Source organism: Heyndrickxia sp. NPDC080065, assembly GCF_050281185.1.
Classification (GTDB): Bacteria; Bacillota; Bacilli; order Bacillales; family Bacillaceae_C; genus Heyndrickxia.
The window spans coordinates 78,174-95,523 of the sequence record NZ_JBNNWS010000008.1 but is presented as its reverse complement, the minus strand read 5'-3'; the positions used below and the strand labels follow the sequence as shown (position 1 = coordinate 95,523).

The 17,350-nt window shown below is 35.5% G+C and carries 16 protein-coding genes; 4 read left to right on the top strand and 12 right to left on the bottom strand.

What is annotated here, in order from left to right; all coding sequences use genetic code 11:
- The first annotated feature begins 359 nt into the window (after nt 1-359).
- Nucleotides 360-1,460, top strand: a complete 1,101-nt coding sequence (locus ACQKP0_RS11115) for an ABC transporter ATP-binding protein (RefSeq protein ID WP_427405912.1) — start codon at nt 360-362, stop codon at nt 1,458-1,460.
- Between the two features lie 34 nt (nt 1,461-1,494).
- Here ACQKP0_RS11115 and ACQKP0_RS11110 read toward each other — a convergent pair whose 3' ends face one another.
- On the bottom strand, nt 1,495-1,737 hold the full coding sequence (locus tag ACQKP0_RS11110; RefSeq protein ID WP_427405911.1) for a hypothetical protein: 243 nt from the start codon (nt 1,735-1,737) through the stop codon (nt 1,495-1,497).
- Between the two features lie 268 nt (nt 1,738-2,005).
- Between ACQKP0_RS11110 and ACQKP0_RS11105 the strand changes: the two genes are divergently transcribed.
- Nucleotides 2,006-2,212, top strand: a complete 207-nt coding sequence (locus ACQKP0_RS11105) for a small, acid-soluble spore protein, alpha/beta type (RefSeq protein ID WP_427405910.1) — start codon at nt 2,006-2,008, stop codon at nt 2,210-2,212.
- A 117-nt stretch (nt 2,213-2,329) separates the two neighbouring features.
- Here the strand turns inward: ACQKP0_RS11105 and fumC are convergent, their stop codons facing one another.
- The 3 genes from fumC to ACQKP0_RS11090 form a co-directional block, all read right to left on the bottom strand.
- On the bottom strand, nt 2,330-3,703 hold the full coding sequence (fumC, locus tag ACQKP0_RS11100) for a class II fumarate hydratase (protein ID WP_427405909.1): 1,374 nt from the start codon (nt 3,701-3,703) through the stop codon (nt 2,330-2,332).
- A gap of 227 nt (nt 3,704-3,930) precedes the next feature.
- Nucleotides 3,931-5,205 carry an MFS transporter gene (locus ACQKP0_RS11095; RefSeq protein WP_427405908.1) on the bottom strand — a complete coding sequence of 425 codons (1,275 nt, stop codon included), beginning with the start codon at nt 5,203-5,205 and terminating at the stop codon, nt 3,931-3,933.
- Between the two features lie 197 nt (nt 5,206-5,402).
- Nucleotides 5,403-7,469, bottom strand: coding sequence for a transglycosylase domain-containing protein (locus ACQKP0_RS11090; protein ID WP_427405907.1), 2,067 nt, complete (start codon nt 7,467-7,469; stop codon nt 5,403-5,405).
- A 320-nt stretch (nt 7,470-7,789) separates the two neighbouring features.
- Between ACQKP0_RS11090 and ACQKP0_RS11085 the strand changes: the two genes are divergently transcribed.
- Entirely contained in the window at nt 7,790-8,896 is a 1,107-nt protein-coding gene (locus ACQKP0_RS11085; RefSeq protein ID WP_427405906.1) for a histidine kinase N-terminal domain-containing protein, read from the top strand.
- A 109-nt stretch (nt 8,897-9,005) separates the two neighbouring features.
- On the opposite strand, the gene ACQKP0_RS11080 is transcribed toward ACQKP0_RS11085, so the two are convergent.
- The 4 genes from ACQKP0_RS11080 to ACQKP0_RS11065 all read right to left on the bottom strand — a co-directional run bounded on the left by ACQKP0_RS11080 (nt 9,006) and on the right by ACQKP0_RS11065 (nt 10,703).
- Nucleotides 9,006-9,269, bottom strand: a complete 264-nt coding sequence (locus tag ACQKP0_RS11080) for a hypothetical protein (RefSeq protein WP_427405905.1) — start codon at nt 9,267-9,269, stop codon at nt 9,006-9,008.
- 104 nt (nt 9,270-9,373) lie between these two features.
- Nucleotides 9,374-9,595, bottom strand: coding sequence for a hypothetical protein (locus tag ACQKP0_RS11075; protein ID WP_427405904.1), 222 nt, complete (start codon nt 9,593-9,595; stop codon nt 9,374-9,376).
- A 275-nt stretch (nt 9,596-9,870) separates the two neighbouring features.
- Entirely contained in the window at nt 9,871-10,008 is a 138-nt protein-coding gene (locus tag ACQKP0_RS11070) for a YjcZ family sporulation protein (protein ID WP_427405903.1), read from the bottom strand.
- Between the two features lie 59 nt (nt 10,009-10,067).
- A complete protein-coding gene (locus ACQKP0_RS11065; protein WP_427405902.1) occupies nt 10,068-10,703 on the bottom strand; it encodes a GDSL-type esterase/lipase family protein in 636 nt (211 codons plus the stop codon).
- Nucleotides 10,704-10,891: 188 nt separating this feature from the next.
- Here ACQKP0_RS11065 and ACQKP0_RS11060 point away from each other — a divergent pair, with 188 nt between their 5' ends.
- Nucleotides 10,892-12,268 (top strand): aldehyde dehydrogenase, encoded by a 1,377-nt coding sequence (locus ACQKP0_RS11060; RefSeq protein WP_427405901.1) that lies wholly within the window; start codon nt 10,892-10,894, stop codon nt 12,266-12,268.
- A gap of 90 nt (nt 12,269-12,358) precedes the next feature.
- Here ACQKP0_RS11060 and ACQKP0_RS11055 read toward each other — a convergent pair whose 3' ends face one another.
- The 4 genes from ACQKP0_RS11055 to ACQKP0_RS11040 form a co-directional block, all read right to left on the bottom strand.
- Nucleotides 12,359-13,150 carry a serine hydrolase gene (locus ACQKP0_RS11055; RefSeq protein WP_427405900.1) on the bottom strand — a complete coding sequence of 264 codons (792 nt, stop codon included), beginning with the start codon at nt 13,148-13,150 and terminating at the stop codon, nt 12,359-12,361.
- Between the two features lie 387 nt (nt 13,151-13,537).
- Nucleotides 13,538-14,509, bottom strand: a complete 972-nt coding sequence (locus ACQKP0_RS11050) for an ABC transporter ATP-binding protein (protein WP_427405899.1) — start codon at nt 14,507-14,509, stop codon at nt 13,538-13,540.
- 14 nt (nt 14,510-14,523) lie between these two features.
- Nucleotides 14,524-15,429 carry an NlpC/P60 family protein gene (locus ACQKP0_RS11045; RefSeq protein WP_427405898.1) on the bottom strand — a complete coding sequence of 302 codons (906 nt, stop codon included), beginning with the start codon at nt 15,427-15,429 and terminating at the stop codon, nt 14,524-14,526.
- A 277-nt stretch (nt 15,430-15,706) separates the two neighbouring features.
- Nucleotides 15,707-17,338, bottom strand: coding sequence for a peptide ABC transporter substrate-binding protein (locus ACQKP0_RS11040; RefSeq protein WP_427405897.1), 1,632 nt, complete (start codon nt 17,336-17,338; stop codon nt 15,707-15,709).
- Nucleotides 17,339-17,350: the final 12 nt, after the last annotated feature.

Genomic DNA, 17,350 nt, shown 5'->3' with positions numbered 1-17,350 from the left:
GATAGGCGCTGGAGCTAGACACTACGAAAAGCGGAAGCGCCTTGATCATCGGCGTACGGATTTCGTAGTCTTCGACTGAGATAAAGGAAACACAGCGAGGTAGTTTACGAGCTGATGTTGACTTATCGTAGGGAGGAGACGGAGAAATTCGCTAGCAGATAGGCGCTGGAGCTAGACATAGCAGACACTTTTCATGCCTAATAACTTAGTAAATTTTATACTTTATTACCTTCTAAAAAATCCCTGTGGGGTCATATTGCACAATAATTATGTATATTTTTTTGTGCAAGCTGTCCATTGGCGTTTGAAAGGGCTTTCTTTATTATATTAAATAAGAGATCATGAAGGAGGCATTTTATATGGCAGAGATAGTTTTAGAAAATGTTTATAAAATTTATGACAACAAAGTAACGGCTGTAACAGATTTCAATCTACATATTCAGGACAAGGAATTCATCGTATTTGTTGGTCCATCTGGATGCGGTAAATCAACTACATTACGGATGATTGCAGGATTGGAGGAAATCTCCAAAGGGGACTTTTATATAGATGGAAAAAGAGTAAATGATGTTCCACCAAAAGATCGGGATATTGCAATGGTTTTTCAAAACTATGCACTATATCCACATATGACTGTTTACGATAATATGGCCTTTGGTCTTAAATTAAGAAAGGTTCCTAAACAAGAGATTGATAAACGCGTGAGGGAAGCTGCTAAAATTTTAGGACTAGAAGAATATTTAAAACGTAAACCGAAAGCCTTGTCAGGTGGACAAAGACAGCGTGTTGCACTAGGACGTGCTATTGTCCGGGATCCGAAAGTATTCTTAATGGATGAGCCGCTTTCTAATCTAGATGCTAAACTACGTGTTCAAATGCGTGCTGAGATCGCAAAGCTGCATCAACGTTTACAACCGACTACGATTTATGTTACTCACGACCAAACAGAAGCAATGACAATGGCTACACGAATCGTCGTCATGAAGGATGGCGTTATTCAGCAAGTCGGAACGCCTAAAGAAGTCTATGATCATCCTAAAAATGTGTTTGTCGCAGGTTTTATTGGATCACCAGCGATGAACTTCTTTAAAGGAAAAATTGAGGATGGACACTTTGTTATCAACGAAAATTTAAAATTCGCAATTCCTGATGGAAAAATGAAAACAATTCGTGAACAAAGCTTGGTAGGAAAAAATATAATTTTTGGTATTCGTCCAGAGGATATCCATGATGAACCATTATTTATTAACTCCTCTCCAGGTACAAAATTTACTACTACAATCGACGTTTCTGAATTAACTGGTGCAGAAACAATGCTTTATTCTCAACTTGAAGGACAAGATTTCGTATCACGAGTGGATTCACGTTCTGAGGTAAAACCAGGTGACAAGCTTGAGCTTGCCTTTGATATGAATAAAGGTCATTTCTTTAATCCTGAGTCTGAAGAAAGAATTGGTTAATATTTTAAAGCAATCGGATGATCCGATTGCTTTTTTATATAGGGATTTTTTTTTGAATATCCACACCACAACTAGAACATTTAAATAAATGTACGCACTCATTTTTTTTCGAACTGTTGGGATCACCATCTTCAAGCTTAACTAAGTCAATATCCATATATGGACTATAGTTTTCATAAAAATCATAAATTCTTCCTTGATCCTGCATGATTCCATCACATGCAGGACATAATAAGACCTCATCATTTATCCCATTGCATAAAGTACACCACTCCATATTATCACCATCAATTCTTTTTCACACGCTACTATGAGTTTGCGAAAAATAACTAAATATATTCAAGTCTACTTCATTTAGCAGAGGAAAAAATTCCCTTCAATATTTATTACATATTCTATAAAAAAGAAAACATAATACTTAGTACAGAGCATCAACTAATTTCACCAATGGGTTACTCCAGTTAGATGGTTCACAGTTTTAACTGTGCGCTGGTGCAATCCCAGCTAACCCAACCATAAAAAATCAACGAGGAGACGACAGAATCATGGCAAATAACACTTCAAATCAATTAGTAGCTCCTGGAGCTCAACAAGCAATCGATCAAATGAAATATGAAATTGCTCAAGAATTTGGTGTAAACTTAGGAGCAGACACAACTTCTCGCGCAAACGGATCTGTTGGTGGAGAAATTACAAAACGTCTAGTTCATATGGCTGAACAACAGCTTGGTGGCGGCTTCGCACAACATTAAAAGTAATTAACAATCAACCAAATATAATGGATAGAAGAGAGACACTATATGTGTCTCTCTTCATTTTACAAAAAGAAAAAGCCCTATCAAAATATTATTGATATGGGCTTTGTCATATTAAAGATTCACCATTTTTTTCGGGTTGATCCAATCTTTGTATTGTTCTTCTGTGACATATCCTGTTTTTATAGCAGCTTCCTTTAAAGTTGTTCCCTCTTTAAAAGCAAGCTTAGCTATCTCTGCAGCTTTTTCATATCCGATGTGCGGATTTAGTGCAGTTACAAGCATTAACGAACGATTTACATTTTCCTCAATAATTTTTTTGTCAGGTTCGATTCCGATAGCACAATTATCGTTAAATGATACCATACTGTTCGCCAATAAACGGACAGTTTGAAGGAAATTGTAAATGATAACTGGTTTAAAGACATTTAATTCGAAATTCCCCTGGCTTGCGGCAAATCCGATAGTAGCATCATTCCCAAATACTTGGGCCGCAACCATTGTTAGAGCTTCACTTTGAGTTGGGTTAACTTTCCCTGGCATAATAGAGCTGCCTGGTTCATTTGCAGGGATACTGATCTCCCCTATTCCGCTTCTTGGACCGCTAGCCAGCCATCTTACATCATTAGCAATCTTCATTAAATCAGCAGCTAATGCTTTTAATGCACCATGTACATAAACAATCTCATCATGGCTGGTCAGTGCATGAAATTTATTATCAGATGAGCGGAAAGGAAATCCTGTTTGACTTTGCAACTGATTAGCCACTTTATCCCCAAACGTTGGATCCGCATTAATTCCAGTTCCAACTGCCGTACCTCCAATTGCCAGGTTTAAAAGGTGATCAGCACTTTCTTGGAGCATTTTTTCACTTTTTTCTAGCATTGCACGCCAGCCGCTAATTTCCTGACCCAATGTTAACGGAGTTGCATCCTGAAGATGTGTACGTCCTATTTTAATAATATCCATAAATTCTTTTTCTTTTTGTAAAAATGTGTTTTTCAATTTTTGTAAAGCCGGAATTAATTTTTCCTGAACATCAGTAAACGCAGCCACATGCATGGCAGTTGGAAAGGTATCATTGGAGCTTTGTGACATATTAATATCATCATTTGGATGTATCTTTTCATGTCCATTTAAAAGTTCATTCGCTCTCCTTGCTAAAACCTCATTGACATTCATATTTGATTGGGTTCCACTACCCGTTTGCCAAACAACAAGTGGAAAATGGTCATCATATTTTCCTTCTAACACCTCATTACAAGCACTAATGATTGCGTCCTTCTTAGTGGAGGATAGCTTACCAAGTTCATGGTTAGCAACTGCTGCTGCCCTTTTTAATTGTGCGAATGCTTTAATGATCTCAATTGGCATTTTTTCTGTACCAATTTTAAAATTTTCTTTACTCCGCTGAGTTTGGGCACCCCAATATTTATCAGCTGGTACTCTTATTTCTCCTAAAGTATCCTTTTCGATTCGAAATTCCATGTAAATCACTCCAATGCAATTTCTTTCATTCTTATTTTCTCATAACTACATTTATAATTCACAATTGATGCTTATCATATTATTCCCCTCTTGCTCCATTATTTACATATTATTAAATATTGGTTTTGTTAAACAGCTAGTTTTATTAGTAAAAGAAATATCTATACGCATACCATACAAGTGATTTTATTAACATATAAAAAAAGTGATTCCTAAAAAGGAACCACCTATTGTGCAACTGTTGTTTTTCCTAGCATTTTCGATTCCTGCTTCGCAAGCTTAGGTAGGACCATTATGTAGTATAAGGCCACGATTATTAATCCTCCACCTACGATACAGAACAGTGCTTCTATTGTTAACCATTTTGGGAAGAAAGCACTTATAAAAGCTAAGGTTAATGTCTGAGAAAGCATCATTAAGGGGCTGATCCAACCTTGTACACGCCCCATATATTTTTTATCAACAATACTTGGCATCCACCCGCCAATTGAGATGTTAACCAATGGTAATGTAAGTGCAGACATAAAGGTTAAGCAGAAAAATATGAATATACTATTTGCATATCCTGAAAGTACGACAAAAGATCCAGTAACTAGCAATCCGACAATGATCGCTTGATGAAACTTAATTTTTTGGACAATAATTGAAGAAATGATACTGCCAATTAATACACCACTACCGAAAACAACACCTAAAACGACGGAATATTCCTCATATGTTTGTGGAGTAAGTTTATATTTTAAAATAAATATCGGCATAACTGAAAAGCCGCCATTTACTATGCCAAAAACAAAGAAGCCAATAATTAACGAGCATAGCAGCTTACTTTTAAGGATATAGGATGCTCCAGTTTTAAAATCTTTGAAAACAAAAGCTAAATTCAGGTCCTTCCATTTGTGCTTTCCATTTGGTAGACGAACTTCTTCAGGAATTTTACAAGCTCTCATCAAAAGTCCACTTACAATAAATGATATAGCGTCGATGATAATGGCTCCGTAAACACCTGTTAACTTGTATGCAAGAATACCTAACGCACCACCAAATAACATAAACAAACTTGAAACCATTTGATTTAAACCTGCTGAAGTAGCATAATCATCTTTTGACAACACACCTTGCAATATTCCACTTTCTGCAGGGAAAAAGAATTTTGATATTGCACTTCTAAGAAATAACACAGCAAAAATTAATGGCATCCAGCCAACATAAATTGCACTTAATAAAACTATCGATAAACATGCACTAATCGTATCACAATGATAGGCTATCTTTTGTCTATCCATCCGATCAGCTAGTACACCTACAAGAAAGAATACAGCTAAAGTTGGTAATGAATACATCATCTCAGCTATCGACGCATATGCTGGCTGCTCAGAAAACCGATCTAGTAAATAAAAGGTAAATGCTGTAATACCGATTACACTGCCCATTTGTGATGTAAAATTCGCAAAAAACAACTTAACAAAAACAGGATTTTTAAATATTTCCTTGAATTTTTTCATTTTTTTCCCTCGATTTGTTTGATTTTTCTATATTATAAAGTTGTTTTTTGATAGAGAGCAGTGTCTCATGTTGGTTTTTATTTCAGTCTCGAGGCTGATTTTAGACTAACCTAAAGGATTATATAAGTAAAAACATAAAAAAGCCCCAAACCGAGGTTTGGGGTTAGAAATAAAAGTTATACAGCACTGTTTACTTTTTAGTGACCCTTAAATTTTTCCTTTAACTTTTCCTCAAGCTGCTTCCATTTTCCTTTTCCTTTTTCAACTTGTTCTTTTAGTTTTTCTGTTGCCTTTTTCAGGTTTTCATTAAAATCTTTTATTTTTGTTTTAAACGGGTGGTCTCTTTCTTCTTGCTTTTGAATTTGGGTATTTATTGATTGGGTTCCAAAATCGGTTGGTTCAGTATATTTTAATGTATTTTGCATGATCGTTTGAAAGATCGGAACCACTCCTTGGGAACTTAGTCCGGACAAGTAATGCTGTGCGTCTGTGTGGTCATAACCTATCCAAACAGAACCAACGAGATTTGGAGTGTAGCCTACAAACCATTGATCTGCTGTACCCTCATTATTAAACGGTACTTGAGTTGATCCTGTTTTACCGGCAATATTGTACCCAGGGACGTTTACACCTTTCCCGGTTCCGGATTCGATAACATTTAAAAGCATAGATGTCATTTCATCTACTGTTTTCTTATCTGTTACTTTCGTTTCTGCAGGCTTTCGTTCAGCAATGATTTTACCAGTTGGACCAACGATCTTTGTTATTATATGCCCATCTTCTCTTTTCCCATCATTCGCAAAAGCTGAATATGCTTCTGCCATTTGAAGCGGTGAGACCCCTTTAGAAAGACCGCCAAGAGCTATACTTAAGTTCCTATCATTATCTGTTAAGGGGATGCCGAATCTGTTCAATGCATCCATTCCTTTGTCAATACCAATTTCATTTAATAGCCAGACTGCCGGAACATTAATAGAATCCTCTACTGCTTTATACATTGGTACTTCACCTTTGTATTGACCATTATAATTATTAGGTGAATAGCCATTTCCAAAAGTCATTTTTTCATCTTTTAACATGGAATCAGGTTTATATCCTTCTTCCAATGCTGGTGTATATACTACTAGCGGTTTAATAACCGATCCCGGAGAACGTTGTAATTGTGTTGCACGATTAAAGCCGCGAAATACCTTGTCACCTCTTCCACCAACTAATCCTCGTACTCCGCCTGTTTTTGGATCAAGTAACACAGAGCCGCTTTGAACGATTCGGTCACCTTTTCCTTGTGGAAAATTATAGTTATTGCTGTATACACTTTCTAAAGCAGCTTGAATATTTTGATCCATCTCCGTATAAATACGGTATCCTCGAGTCATAATTTCATCTTGAGTTAATCCATATTTATGTATCGCTTCATCAAGAGCAGCATCAACATAGTAAGGATACTTCCCTTTTAATGTGTCTCCCTCTTTCTTACTAAGGACTAACTTTTCTTTTTTAGCCTCTTCAAACTGTTTATCCGTAATCATATCGTATTTTTTCATAGCCCCTAGAACTACATTTCTACGATTGATTGCCCTTTCCATATGATTATATGGATCAAGTGCAGATGGAGCATTTACAAGCCCTGCTAAAGTTGCAGCTTCACTAAGATCAATTTCTTCTACATCTTTCCCAAAATAGGTCTGTGATGCCTTTTGCACTCCCCAAGCTCCATGTCCAAAGAAAACTTGGTTTAAGTACATTTCAAGAATTTCATCTTTTTTATATTTCTTTTCAATTTCAATTGCTAAAAATAATTCTTCCACTTTTCTTTTATATGTTCTTTCAGGTGATAATAACGCATTTTTTGTAAGTTGTTGTGTAATAGTACTACCGCCAGCTGTAATACGGCCAGCAACTATATTTTTAAAAAATGCACTCGTCATCCCTTTCACGTCAAATCCGCCATGATCGTAAAATCGGTGGTCTTCAATAGCAACAATCGCATTCTTTAAATTGTCCGGCATTTTTTTAATAGAAACACCTTCTGTACGGTTGGCGGATATTTTGCTCGCTACATCTCCGTCTTTATCATAAATTACTGTTGATTGTGCTAAGCCTTTTTTCAAGGACTCAACATTCGCTGTTGCTGCAAAATATCCAAAAAAGGCTAAAAATCCCAATAGAGCAACTGACCCTACTAAAATTAGAATTTGATTCATATGTGTTTTTTTCCAAAATCGCTTCACAGCCTCGCGAAATCGCTGTAACTGCTGCTTCATAAAATTCCCTGCTTTCATGTATTTAAAAATCAGATAATTTTCACTTCTTTTGTTTCTACCTATCTAACGTAAAGCATATTATTTTACTTCATAAAAATCAATTAAAATAGATAATTACTGTAATAATTTTGTAATATAGGAAAGCAAAAAGTTTTATGAAAAAAGGCTATTTCTCATTCATTTTATTTTTTTACATATTATAATTCCGAAAAGCTGATAAATGAAAATAAATTGTCTTGGTATTTTTGAAATATTTTGATATATTTTAAATAAAGAAAATTTTCCAGTAGACGTCATTATATAAGAATTGAGGTGAGGTAATGATACCGCTTAGAAATGATATCTTATCATGTTTGGAGGAATATAAAGAGGAGTTTTTTTCTATCTGGGAAAAACAAACTTTAATATCTGAAGAAGATTCGTTTAATGATTTCATTTTCCTTAATGGCGAAACCCTATATGATCTTATACAAAAGTCTTTATCCAGCCCTATCGAAGAGCTTGATATTCTTTTAGAACCCTATGCTCAACAAGTAATTGGAGCAAGAAATTTTGGGAATTTGAATATGGGTGAATTTGTTTATAATGTAAATATCGGTAAAACTATTATTTGCAAAGAATTACTCCATTCCTATTCGAAAATTGATGATCTACAACCTTTCATCGATAAAATTTACTATGTTTTTGATAAATTTTTATACTATTCAGTGACACATTATTCTAATATAAAAGATCAGATTATCGAAGAAAAAAACGAATACATAACCTCTACCCATCATGAGCGATTAACACTGCTTGGACAAATGACTTCAAGTTTTGTTCATGAATTTCGTAACCCTTTAACTTCGATACATGGATTTGTTCAATTGCTGCGTTCAGAGAACCCACAATTGCCGTATATGGACATTATTGCTAATGAACTCGAACAATTAAAATTTAGCATCTCTCAATTTTTAATGCTTTCAAAAAAAGAAATTGTAGAATTAGAAATGACCACCTTTTCATTAAATGATTTAATAGAAGAGGTATTATCATTTTTGTATCCCCGAATATTAGAAGTAAATGTAGACATCCAAAAAAATTATTTGCACGAACTATCCATACTTGGATTTAAGGATGCAATAAGACAGGTATTAATTAATATTATTTTTAATGCGGTAGATGTACTTAAAGATATTGAACATCCAGTTATGCAAATAGAATTAGATACAACTTCTGACTCAGTCATTTTAGACATAGCCAATAACGGACCGAGAATTCCTGAAGGTCTCTTAGATAATATATTTGAGCCTTTTGTATCAACAAAAGAAGCAGGAACAGGCCTAGGATTATATGTTTCAAAAAATACCATTGAAAAACATGGTGGAACATTAACATGTCAATCTAATGATGATTGGACAGTTTTCACCATCATTCTTCCACTATAAATGTCATACTTCTTTTTTGTGTAAAAAAATTTTAGTTAGTAAAGAAAGTACTTAAACTAGACATGAAAGAAAGACTCCCTGTTTTTTTGGGAGTCTATTTTCAAATATGTTACCAGAAAAAGAATGGAAGAAATGCTAAGCCCGCAATGAAACCTAATCCAATTCCCAGGCCAAAGCCTCCCCAACCCCAGCCATAGCCACCATAATATGGATATCCATAGCCTCCATAGTTTCTTCGTGGCAATGGTTGAAGATAGACCATTCTATTGTCTACTCGATGGATAATACCTCTATGCACTTTTCCATCATGTGTACGTATTTCCACTCCTTTTCCTACGCCTCTGCGACACATATCGTAATATGCAACTGGCATGCAAAGTTCACCTCCAATTATCCTTACACCAACAGTTTATGGTTTTATTTCATTATTGGAGTGGGACAATTGAGGAGGGCATTCGTTTGAATTCAATTGAAATATTATAAAAAGGTCATCCCGGCAATCGCTCCTAAACCAATACCTAAGCCAAAAGCACCCAATGCATATCCGTAGCCTCCGAAGTTTCTTGGTGGCATTTGACGTAAATAGACCATTCTTCTATCTACACGTCTGATTATTCCTCTATGAATTCTCCCATCATGAGTTCGTATGGCTACTGCTTTTCCAATACCTCTTCTACACATATCGTAATAAACTGACATGTATCCTCACCTCCAATTATGTTTACACAACAGTTTATGGTTATTTCTCATCATTGGAGTGGGACAATTGAGGAGGGCAAACGTTTGAAATATTTTAGTTTTAAAATTTGCTTTGTTAAACAATGTTGTTTCTAATAAAACCCTGTATGGTATGTGTTCAGCTAGTTTTACTTCGTAAAGAAGGCACTTCACACATACCATACAGGTAATTTTATCAACAATAAGCATTAAAAAAATCCTAGTCCGCTCTTTTTGACTAGGATTCTTCATTATTTTTAATATACAAATGCCGCACCAACAATGATAAGAAGGATGAACAACACAACGAGTAACGCAAACACTCGGCCACCACCCCAGCCGCCATAGCCGTATCCATAACCCCCACCATATGCTGGATAGCCACCATAGAACATAAGTTTCTCACCTCCTTATAAGATTATCGTATAATAGATTTCATTATGCCTTACACTTTTTAACCACTTAAAATAGGGCTGTATTCAATTTCATGAAGCTGTTTGGCTATTTCCTCATGTCCTAAATGATTCGGATAAAGTCGATCTCTAGTACACCAAGTTCCCTCGTTCCCCTTAAAGTGATCGTGAAGATTGAGTGAATTTAAATAAGGTGGTCCACACCTACATTCGATATGCTTGTTATACTGCTTGATCCACTTCTCCGCTTTTTCATTATTTTGGTATGGGTTGTGTAAGCCAAGAATGGTTAAAATATATTTATTATTTTCTTCAGCTTTCACATCGCGAATTTTTTGAATAATGTCATCTGTATTGCCTTTACTCATTCTCAATGATTCATTAAATTCATCTTCTTTTTCTTCTGCTTTATATTTTTCCATTGCATCGATAAAGTCTTGATGCCCTGCTGATAAAACAATTAATTGACTCTCTTTTATCCTGCTAATGACATTGGAATTTTCAAACAGATCTAATATATCTTTTGAACGATAATTTGATCTTGCCACAGTTGATACAAGCACTCTTTCCTTTAGCACTTCTTCAGACTTCCGAGCATGTCGATACACAAAGCTAGGAGATAAAAACGGTGCACCAATACCGGCACATAATCCGTCACCAATTGCAAGATATCTCATATTCCCCCTCCTTACTCATGTCAATGATTATCCATAGTTATATTTATTCAGTTTTTAAAATGTGGTAACTGTCCATCCCGAAAATAGGCTACTGTCTATTTATTGAAATATTTTCTTTCATGAAGGTAAAAAGGAAAAAAGGGAGTATTATTGTTAATAGATACTTAAACTTCTATTAGGGTGATTAGATGGAACACATAAGCAACTTAATCAAAAAGCAAAAACAATTTTTTGCTACTGGCCGTACGAAAAGCGTTGATTTTCGAATTCACAACTTAGAAATTCTAAAATCAATTATTACAGACAATGAGCAATCATTAATGGAAGCCTTAAAGAAGGACTTAAACAAGTCTGAATTTGAAGCTTATACAACTGAGATTGGCTTTGTTTTATCAGAAATCTCTTTCACATTAAAAAACATCCGGAGATGGTGTAAACCGAAACGAGTGAAAACAGCCCTCACCCATTTTGGTTCTAAAAGCTATGTTTACAAAGAACCATATGGAGTAGCGTTAATCATTTCACCATGGAATTATCCAATTAACCTTGCACTTGCCCCATTGATTGGAGCGATTGCAGCGGGGAATTGCGCAATATTAAAGCCATCAGAATTAACACCTGCCACTTCGAAATTATTACATGAATTAATTAGTGAATATTTCCCATCAGAATATATTGCCGTGATCGAAGGAGATGCGGAAACTAGTAAAATGTTACTCAATGAAGATGTCGATTACATTTTCTTTACTGGCAGTATTCAAGTTGGAAAAATAGTGATGGAGGCAGCTGCAAAACATTTAACACCAGTTACACTTGAGTTAGGCGGGAAAAGCCCATGTATCGTACACCAAGATGCAAAGATTCCTTTAGCTGCGAAACGAATTGTTTGGGGAAAGCTATTAAATGCCGGTCAAACATGTGTAGCACCTGATTATTTACTTGTACATGAATCAATTAAGGAATCTTTAATTAAAGAAATAAAACTGGCTATGATCGACCTTTACGGTAAAAATGTCATTACCAATTCAAACTATACAAAAATTATTAATGAAAAGCATTTTAAGCGACTAAATAAAATGATGGATTCAACAAAAGGGGTTGTTCGATTAGGTGGTGCTTGTGATATTTCAACTCAAAAGATCGAACTGACTTTAGTGGATGAAATTACTTGGAACGATTCCACGATGGAAGAAGAAATCTTTGGGCCAATTCTGCCCATCATCACTTATAAGGAGCTGGACCAGCTAATTAAAGAAGTTTCTAGTAGACCTAAACCACTAGCTCTTTATTTGTTTACTGAAAATAACAAGGTAAGTAGTAAGATAATCGAAGAAATTTCATTTGGCAGCTGCTGTGTTAATGATACCGTTTATCAAATAGCCAACCCTTATCTGCCATTTGGCGGTGTTGGACCAAGTGGGACAGGTGCGTATCACGGTAAAAAAAGCTTCGATGAATTCTCACACGAAAAAAGCGTATTAAAACAAACTACATTATTTGATATCCCACTACGCTATCCAAATGGCAAAAATGGATTGAAGTTGATAAAAAAAATAATGAAATAACCTATTAGGACTCCAACGACAAAAATCCCTCTATTTTGTTAGAGGGATTTTTGTTGAATTATTTTCTCTTTAAAGTTGAAAAAATTGTTTTTACTCACAAACTAAATGGTCATATACCGCCTTACCGATTTTCCCCATCACTTCTCTACCTTGATTATTATGTTCTAATTGATCTATCAATACTGATACATTTGCCTTCCTATCCTCATAATGTATGATGGCTGCATCATGCTCTACACCGGGAATCTCACCTGTTTTATTTGCGACAAATACTTTATCAAGGTCCATTAATAAAGGTAATTTATTCTGAAATTGTTGTGCTGCAAGTATGCTTAATATTTCCTGATTACTTTTTTCAGTTAGAAAATTGCTTTGCTCGATCTCTTGTAAAAACTTCATCATATCAGAAGCGGAAGTTATATTGTCATAACCTTTGTCTCTTGCTTCATAGTCCATTAATTTTCTTTCTAATCTTGTATTATAGCAGCCAAGACTTTGACAAAATTGATTAATTGAATCCTGGCCAAGGAGTTGAATCATCATATTTGTCGCAGAATTATCAGATACAATGATCATCAATGTCAAAACGTCTTTAATTGTTAAGCTGATACCATTCGTAAGAGATTGTATAACACCAGAACCTCCTACCTTTTGATTTTCTTTGATTTCAATTGTTTCATTTAAACAAATTTCCCCTGTTTCCGCTTGGCGATAGGCTTCCATAATAATTGGAACCTTAATTAAACTTGCAGAGGAATATACTCTCTTACTATCTTTATCTATTATCAATTGTTGATCCACTTCTAAGACAACACTAATATTTCCTGGTGAATGACTAATAATTCCTTCAATTTGTTGTTTAAGTGTTTCAGGATTTTTCATAACGTTTATCCCCTCGTTATTAAGGTTTTTTAGCTATATAATCATCATTTTTAAATGATTTTCTTAGACAATATTGTTCACTGGTACAAAAGCGTAAGCGCCTTGCTCATCGGCGTACGGATTTCATAGTCTTCGACTGAGATAAAGGAGACACGGCGAGGGACGAGTCGATGTTGACTTATCGTAGGGAGAAGACGGAGAAATCCGCTAGCCGATAGGCGCTGGAGCTAGACGTAAACCTCTCTATTCAGAAAGTTATCCACAATGCGAATATTTTATAATTTCCTAAACTGTGATAAAACCTGTATTGCATGCGTTCAGCTAGTTTTTACTACGTAAAGAAATTGCTTCACGCATACCCTACAGGTAGTATTTCAACGATTTACATTAACCTAGCTTCTTATATAAATGACAGGCAACAAAATGGTTTTCTTCAATTTCCTGCCAGACTGGTTTTTCTGATTTACAAATATCTATTGCCATCGGACACCTTGTTCGAAAAACACAGCCGCTTGGGGGATGGATAGGACTTGGAATTTCCCCCTTTAAAATAATTCTTTCTCGTTTATCTTCTACTTCTGGATCTGGTATTGGAATTGCCGACAACAATGCCTGTGTATATGGGTGAAGTGGTTTTTTGTATAAACTACTGCTATCCGTTAACTCGACTAAATGTCCAAGATACATGACACCAATTCGATCACTAATATGTTTAACCATCGATAAATCGTGTGCTATAAAAAGAAAGGTAAGCTTCTTCTCTTTTTGTAATTTTTTCAATAGGTTTACAACCTGTGCTTGAACAGAAACGTCCAATGCCGAAATCGGTTCATCTGCAACAATAAAATCAGGATTTAATGCTAATGACCGAGCAATTCCAATCCGCTGGCGCTGACCACCACTAAATTCATGTGGATAGCGGTTCGCATGTTCACGATTTAAACCAACATCTTCTAATAACTGATAAACTCTTTGACGGATTTCTTCTCTACTCTTATACATTTTATGGACTTCCATAGGTTCCGAAATAATTTCATGAACAGTTGATCTTGGGTTTAAGGAAGCATATGGATCTTGAAAAATCATTTGAATTTTGCGGTTGAATTCAAACTGTTCATGTCTATTTAGCAGATGAATATTTTTCCCCTTATATAAAACTTCACCATCAGTGGGCTGATAAAGTCTCATAATGATTCTACCAGTTGTAGATTTACCACACCCAGATTCACCGACAAGACCAAAAGTTTCCCCCTCATGAATAAAAAAAGAAACATCGTCAACGGCTTTCAACCATTGTCCTTTTCCCGCTTCAAAATGCTTTTTTAAATTTTTAATTTCCAGCACTTTTTCTGTTTGCATGTTCATTCCTCCAGCTATTCCCAATAACGACGTGCTATACAAAGTTCCTTTTCATAAACTCCTTCAATCTTTACAATTTCTACTGATTTACCTGTATTTGGCGCATGGATCATCTGACCGTTTCCATAATAAATAGCTACATGATGAATGAATCCTTTTCCCTCTTCATAAGCAAAAAATAATAAATCTCCAGGCTCTAAATCTTGTAAAGAAATATCAACTCCGTCTTGTGCTTGCTCATGCGCATCTCTTGCAATTAAGTAACCATTTGCTTTACACATCGTGTGGCTAAAACCAGAGCAGTCGTAGCCATAGCTGCTCATACCTCCCCATAGATATGGAAGGCCTAAAAATTTCTCCGCTTCCTTAACAATTGAATCTCCATTTCGTTTTGGAATGCGATTCGCTTCTTGTATATGTATATCTTCTTTAAGAAGGTATCCAAAGCCTGTGGGAACTTTTACCTTAACATAGTGAGCTTGAATCTCTATGACTGGAAGGCTAGTTTGATAGCTTAATTGCATCCACTTTACATCTGGACTTTCGAAAAGAATGGCTGTTGGTTGACAGATAATTGCTACCTTTTCTTGTTCAAGTTTTAACTTTTCTTCTTTTTTAATTAATTGATTTAAGTTGATCCATCCCGGGTATCCCCTTTTATCTTTTTTACTAGGTTGACTTGGGATAACAACGGATGCCCAATCCCCATCCATTTCGATAACTTCTACCTCTTCCCCAAATAAAACCTGCGATTGAACTAAATTGCTATTACATAAATCTAATCTTGTTTCATAGGTTAATGATTTTAGCCACTGGTGTATATGTACTGGATTTGATATGGCATCACCATCTATATCACGTGCAGATTCTTTCGATGTCCAAAGGGTAGCAACTGCCACATTTATCTGATAAGTTTCCATAATTACCTCCATTACTTGAATACGTCCAATTTGTGAGAAAAAACCTTATCAAGCTTGCATCATTTGATAAGGTTTTTTCACTTGTCTATCATTCTATTTACTCAAAGCTGTTTTCGTAAAGATTGTTGATTTTCGTAAATAGCTCCAATACTTAATTAAATTGGTTTCGCGCTCTTTTCTTCATCCCATACTTTTTGAATAAGTAGAAAAACACTCGTAAAAATCCTACTAGATTTTTACTTTATTACAAATAGCAACAAAGTATTAGAAAAGAGCCTTATTCAACATACGCCCATTTAAGTTCTAAATAACCAACAGGATGACGGACAATACCTTTTACATTATCTTTTTGTAGTGTAACTTGGTTATAGAAATAAAGTGGGAAGAGCGGCATTTCATCAAATAAAAGTTTTTCAGCTTCGTGCATTATTTCAAAGCGTTTATTTTCATCTGCTTCATTTTTCGCGTCTTTAATTAATTGGTCATACTTTTTATTACTCCAACCAGTTCGATTCATCGCAAGACCTGTTGTGAAATTTTCAAGGAAGTTGATTGGATCAGCATAATCCGCTAGGAATGAGCTTCTTGAAAGTTGAAATTTTAATTTCGTTTGCTCTTCTGTGAAAACATTCCATTCCATATTAGCTAGCTTTACGTCAACACCTAAATTTTCCTTTAGCATCCCTTGCATCGTTTCTGCGATTTTTTTATGATTTGGGCTTGTGCTATATGTTAATGTAACTGCCGGAAGTTTTTTATATCCTTCTTCCTTCATGCCTTTTTCCAAAAGGGCTTTTGCTTCTTTCGGGTCAAAATTAAATAAATCTCCACCTGCATCACGGAAATCCTGTCCATCTGGTTGACTAAAACCATATGAAACGAAACCATGTGCAGCTTTTTCTTTATTTTTTGTTACATAATCAACGATTTGTTGTTGATCAATCGCCATCGCAAAAGCTTTTCTAATATTTACATTTTTGAATGGCTCCTTTGTTACATTAAAGCGATAGAAATACGTTCCAGCTTGATCTTCAACAATCGCTTTACCTTCCTTAAAAATTTGCTCACTAGATTCAGGTGGGATACCTGATGTGTCAAGTTCTCCTGATTGAAACATTTGATATTCTGTTGTCGGGTCATCCACCATTGCCCAAGTAACTTTATCTAACTTGACATTAGCTGCATCCCAATAATTTTCGTTTTTCTCCATTACCATATTACTATCATGTTCCCACTTTGTTAATTTAAATGGACCATTAGCAACAAAAGAATCTGCTTCTGCGAACCACTTTGGATTTGCCTCTGCCACCTTTTGATTAATTGGGAAAAAGACTGGATTCGCAATTACACTTAAGAAATATGCTTGCGGACTTGTTAAAACAACTTCGAATGTTTTTTCATCTACTGCCTTCACTTTGACAGCGTCTTTAGATCCTTTACCTGTATTAAAAGCTTCTCCACCTTCAATGAAATAGCCTAGGAATGCAGCAGGTGATGCTGTGTCTGGATCTAATAGTCTTTTCCAGGCAAATTCAAAGTCACCTGCCGTAACTGGGTCTCCATTTGACCATTTAGCATTACTGCGAATGTGAAATGTATACGTTTTTCCATCTGAACTTACATCCCAATTCTTGGCTGTTGCTGCTTCTGGATTATGATCTTTCCCTAAGCGAGTCAACCCTTCCATGAGATTGTTCAAGGCACTATAAGAAACTGAGTCAAAACCAATTGGCGGATCAAACGACGTCGGCTCTTGGCTGTTATTTAAATGGAGCACTTGTTCAGGCTTCTTGTCCTCATTATCTTTTTTGCCTTGATTGTCCTTGTTACCGACATCTTTTGTAGTTGTACAAGCAGCTAAAGAAAACGTTAAAAAAAGCGCTACTACTATCCCAAAAAATTTTCTCATCATTTTCCCCCT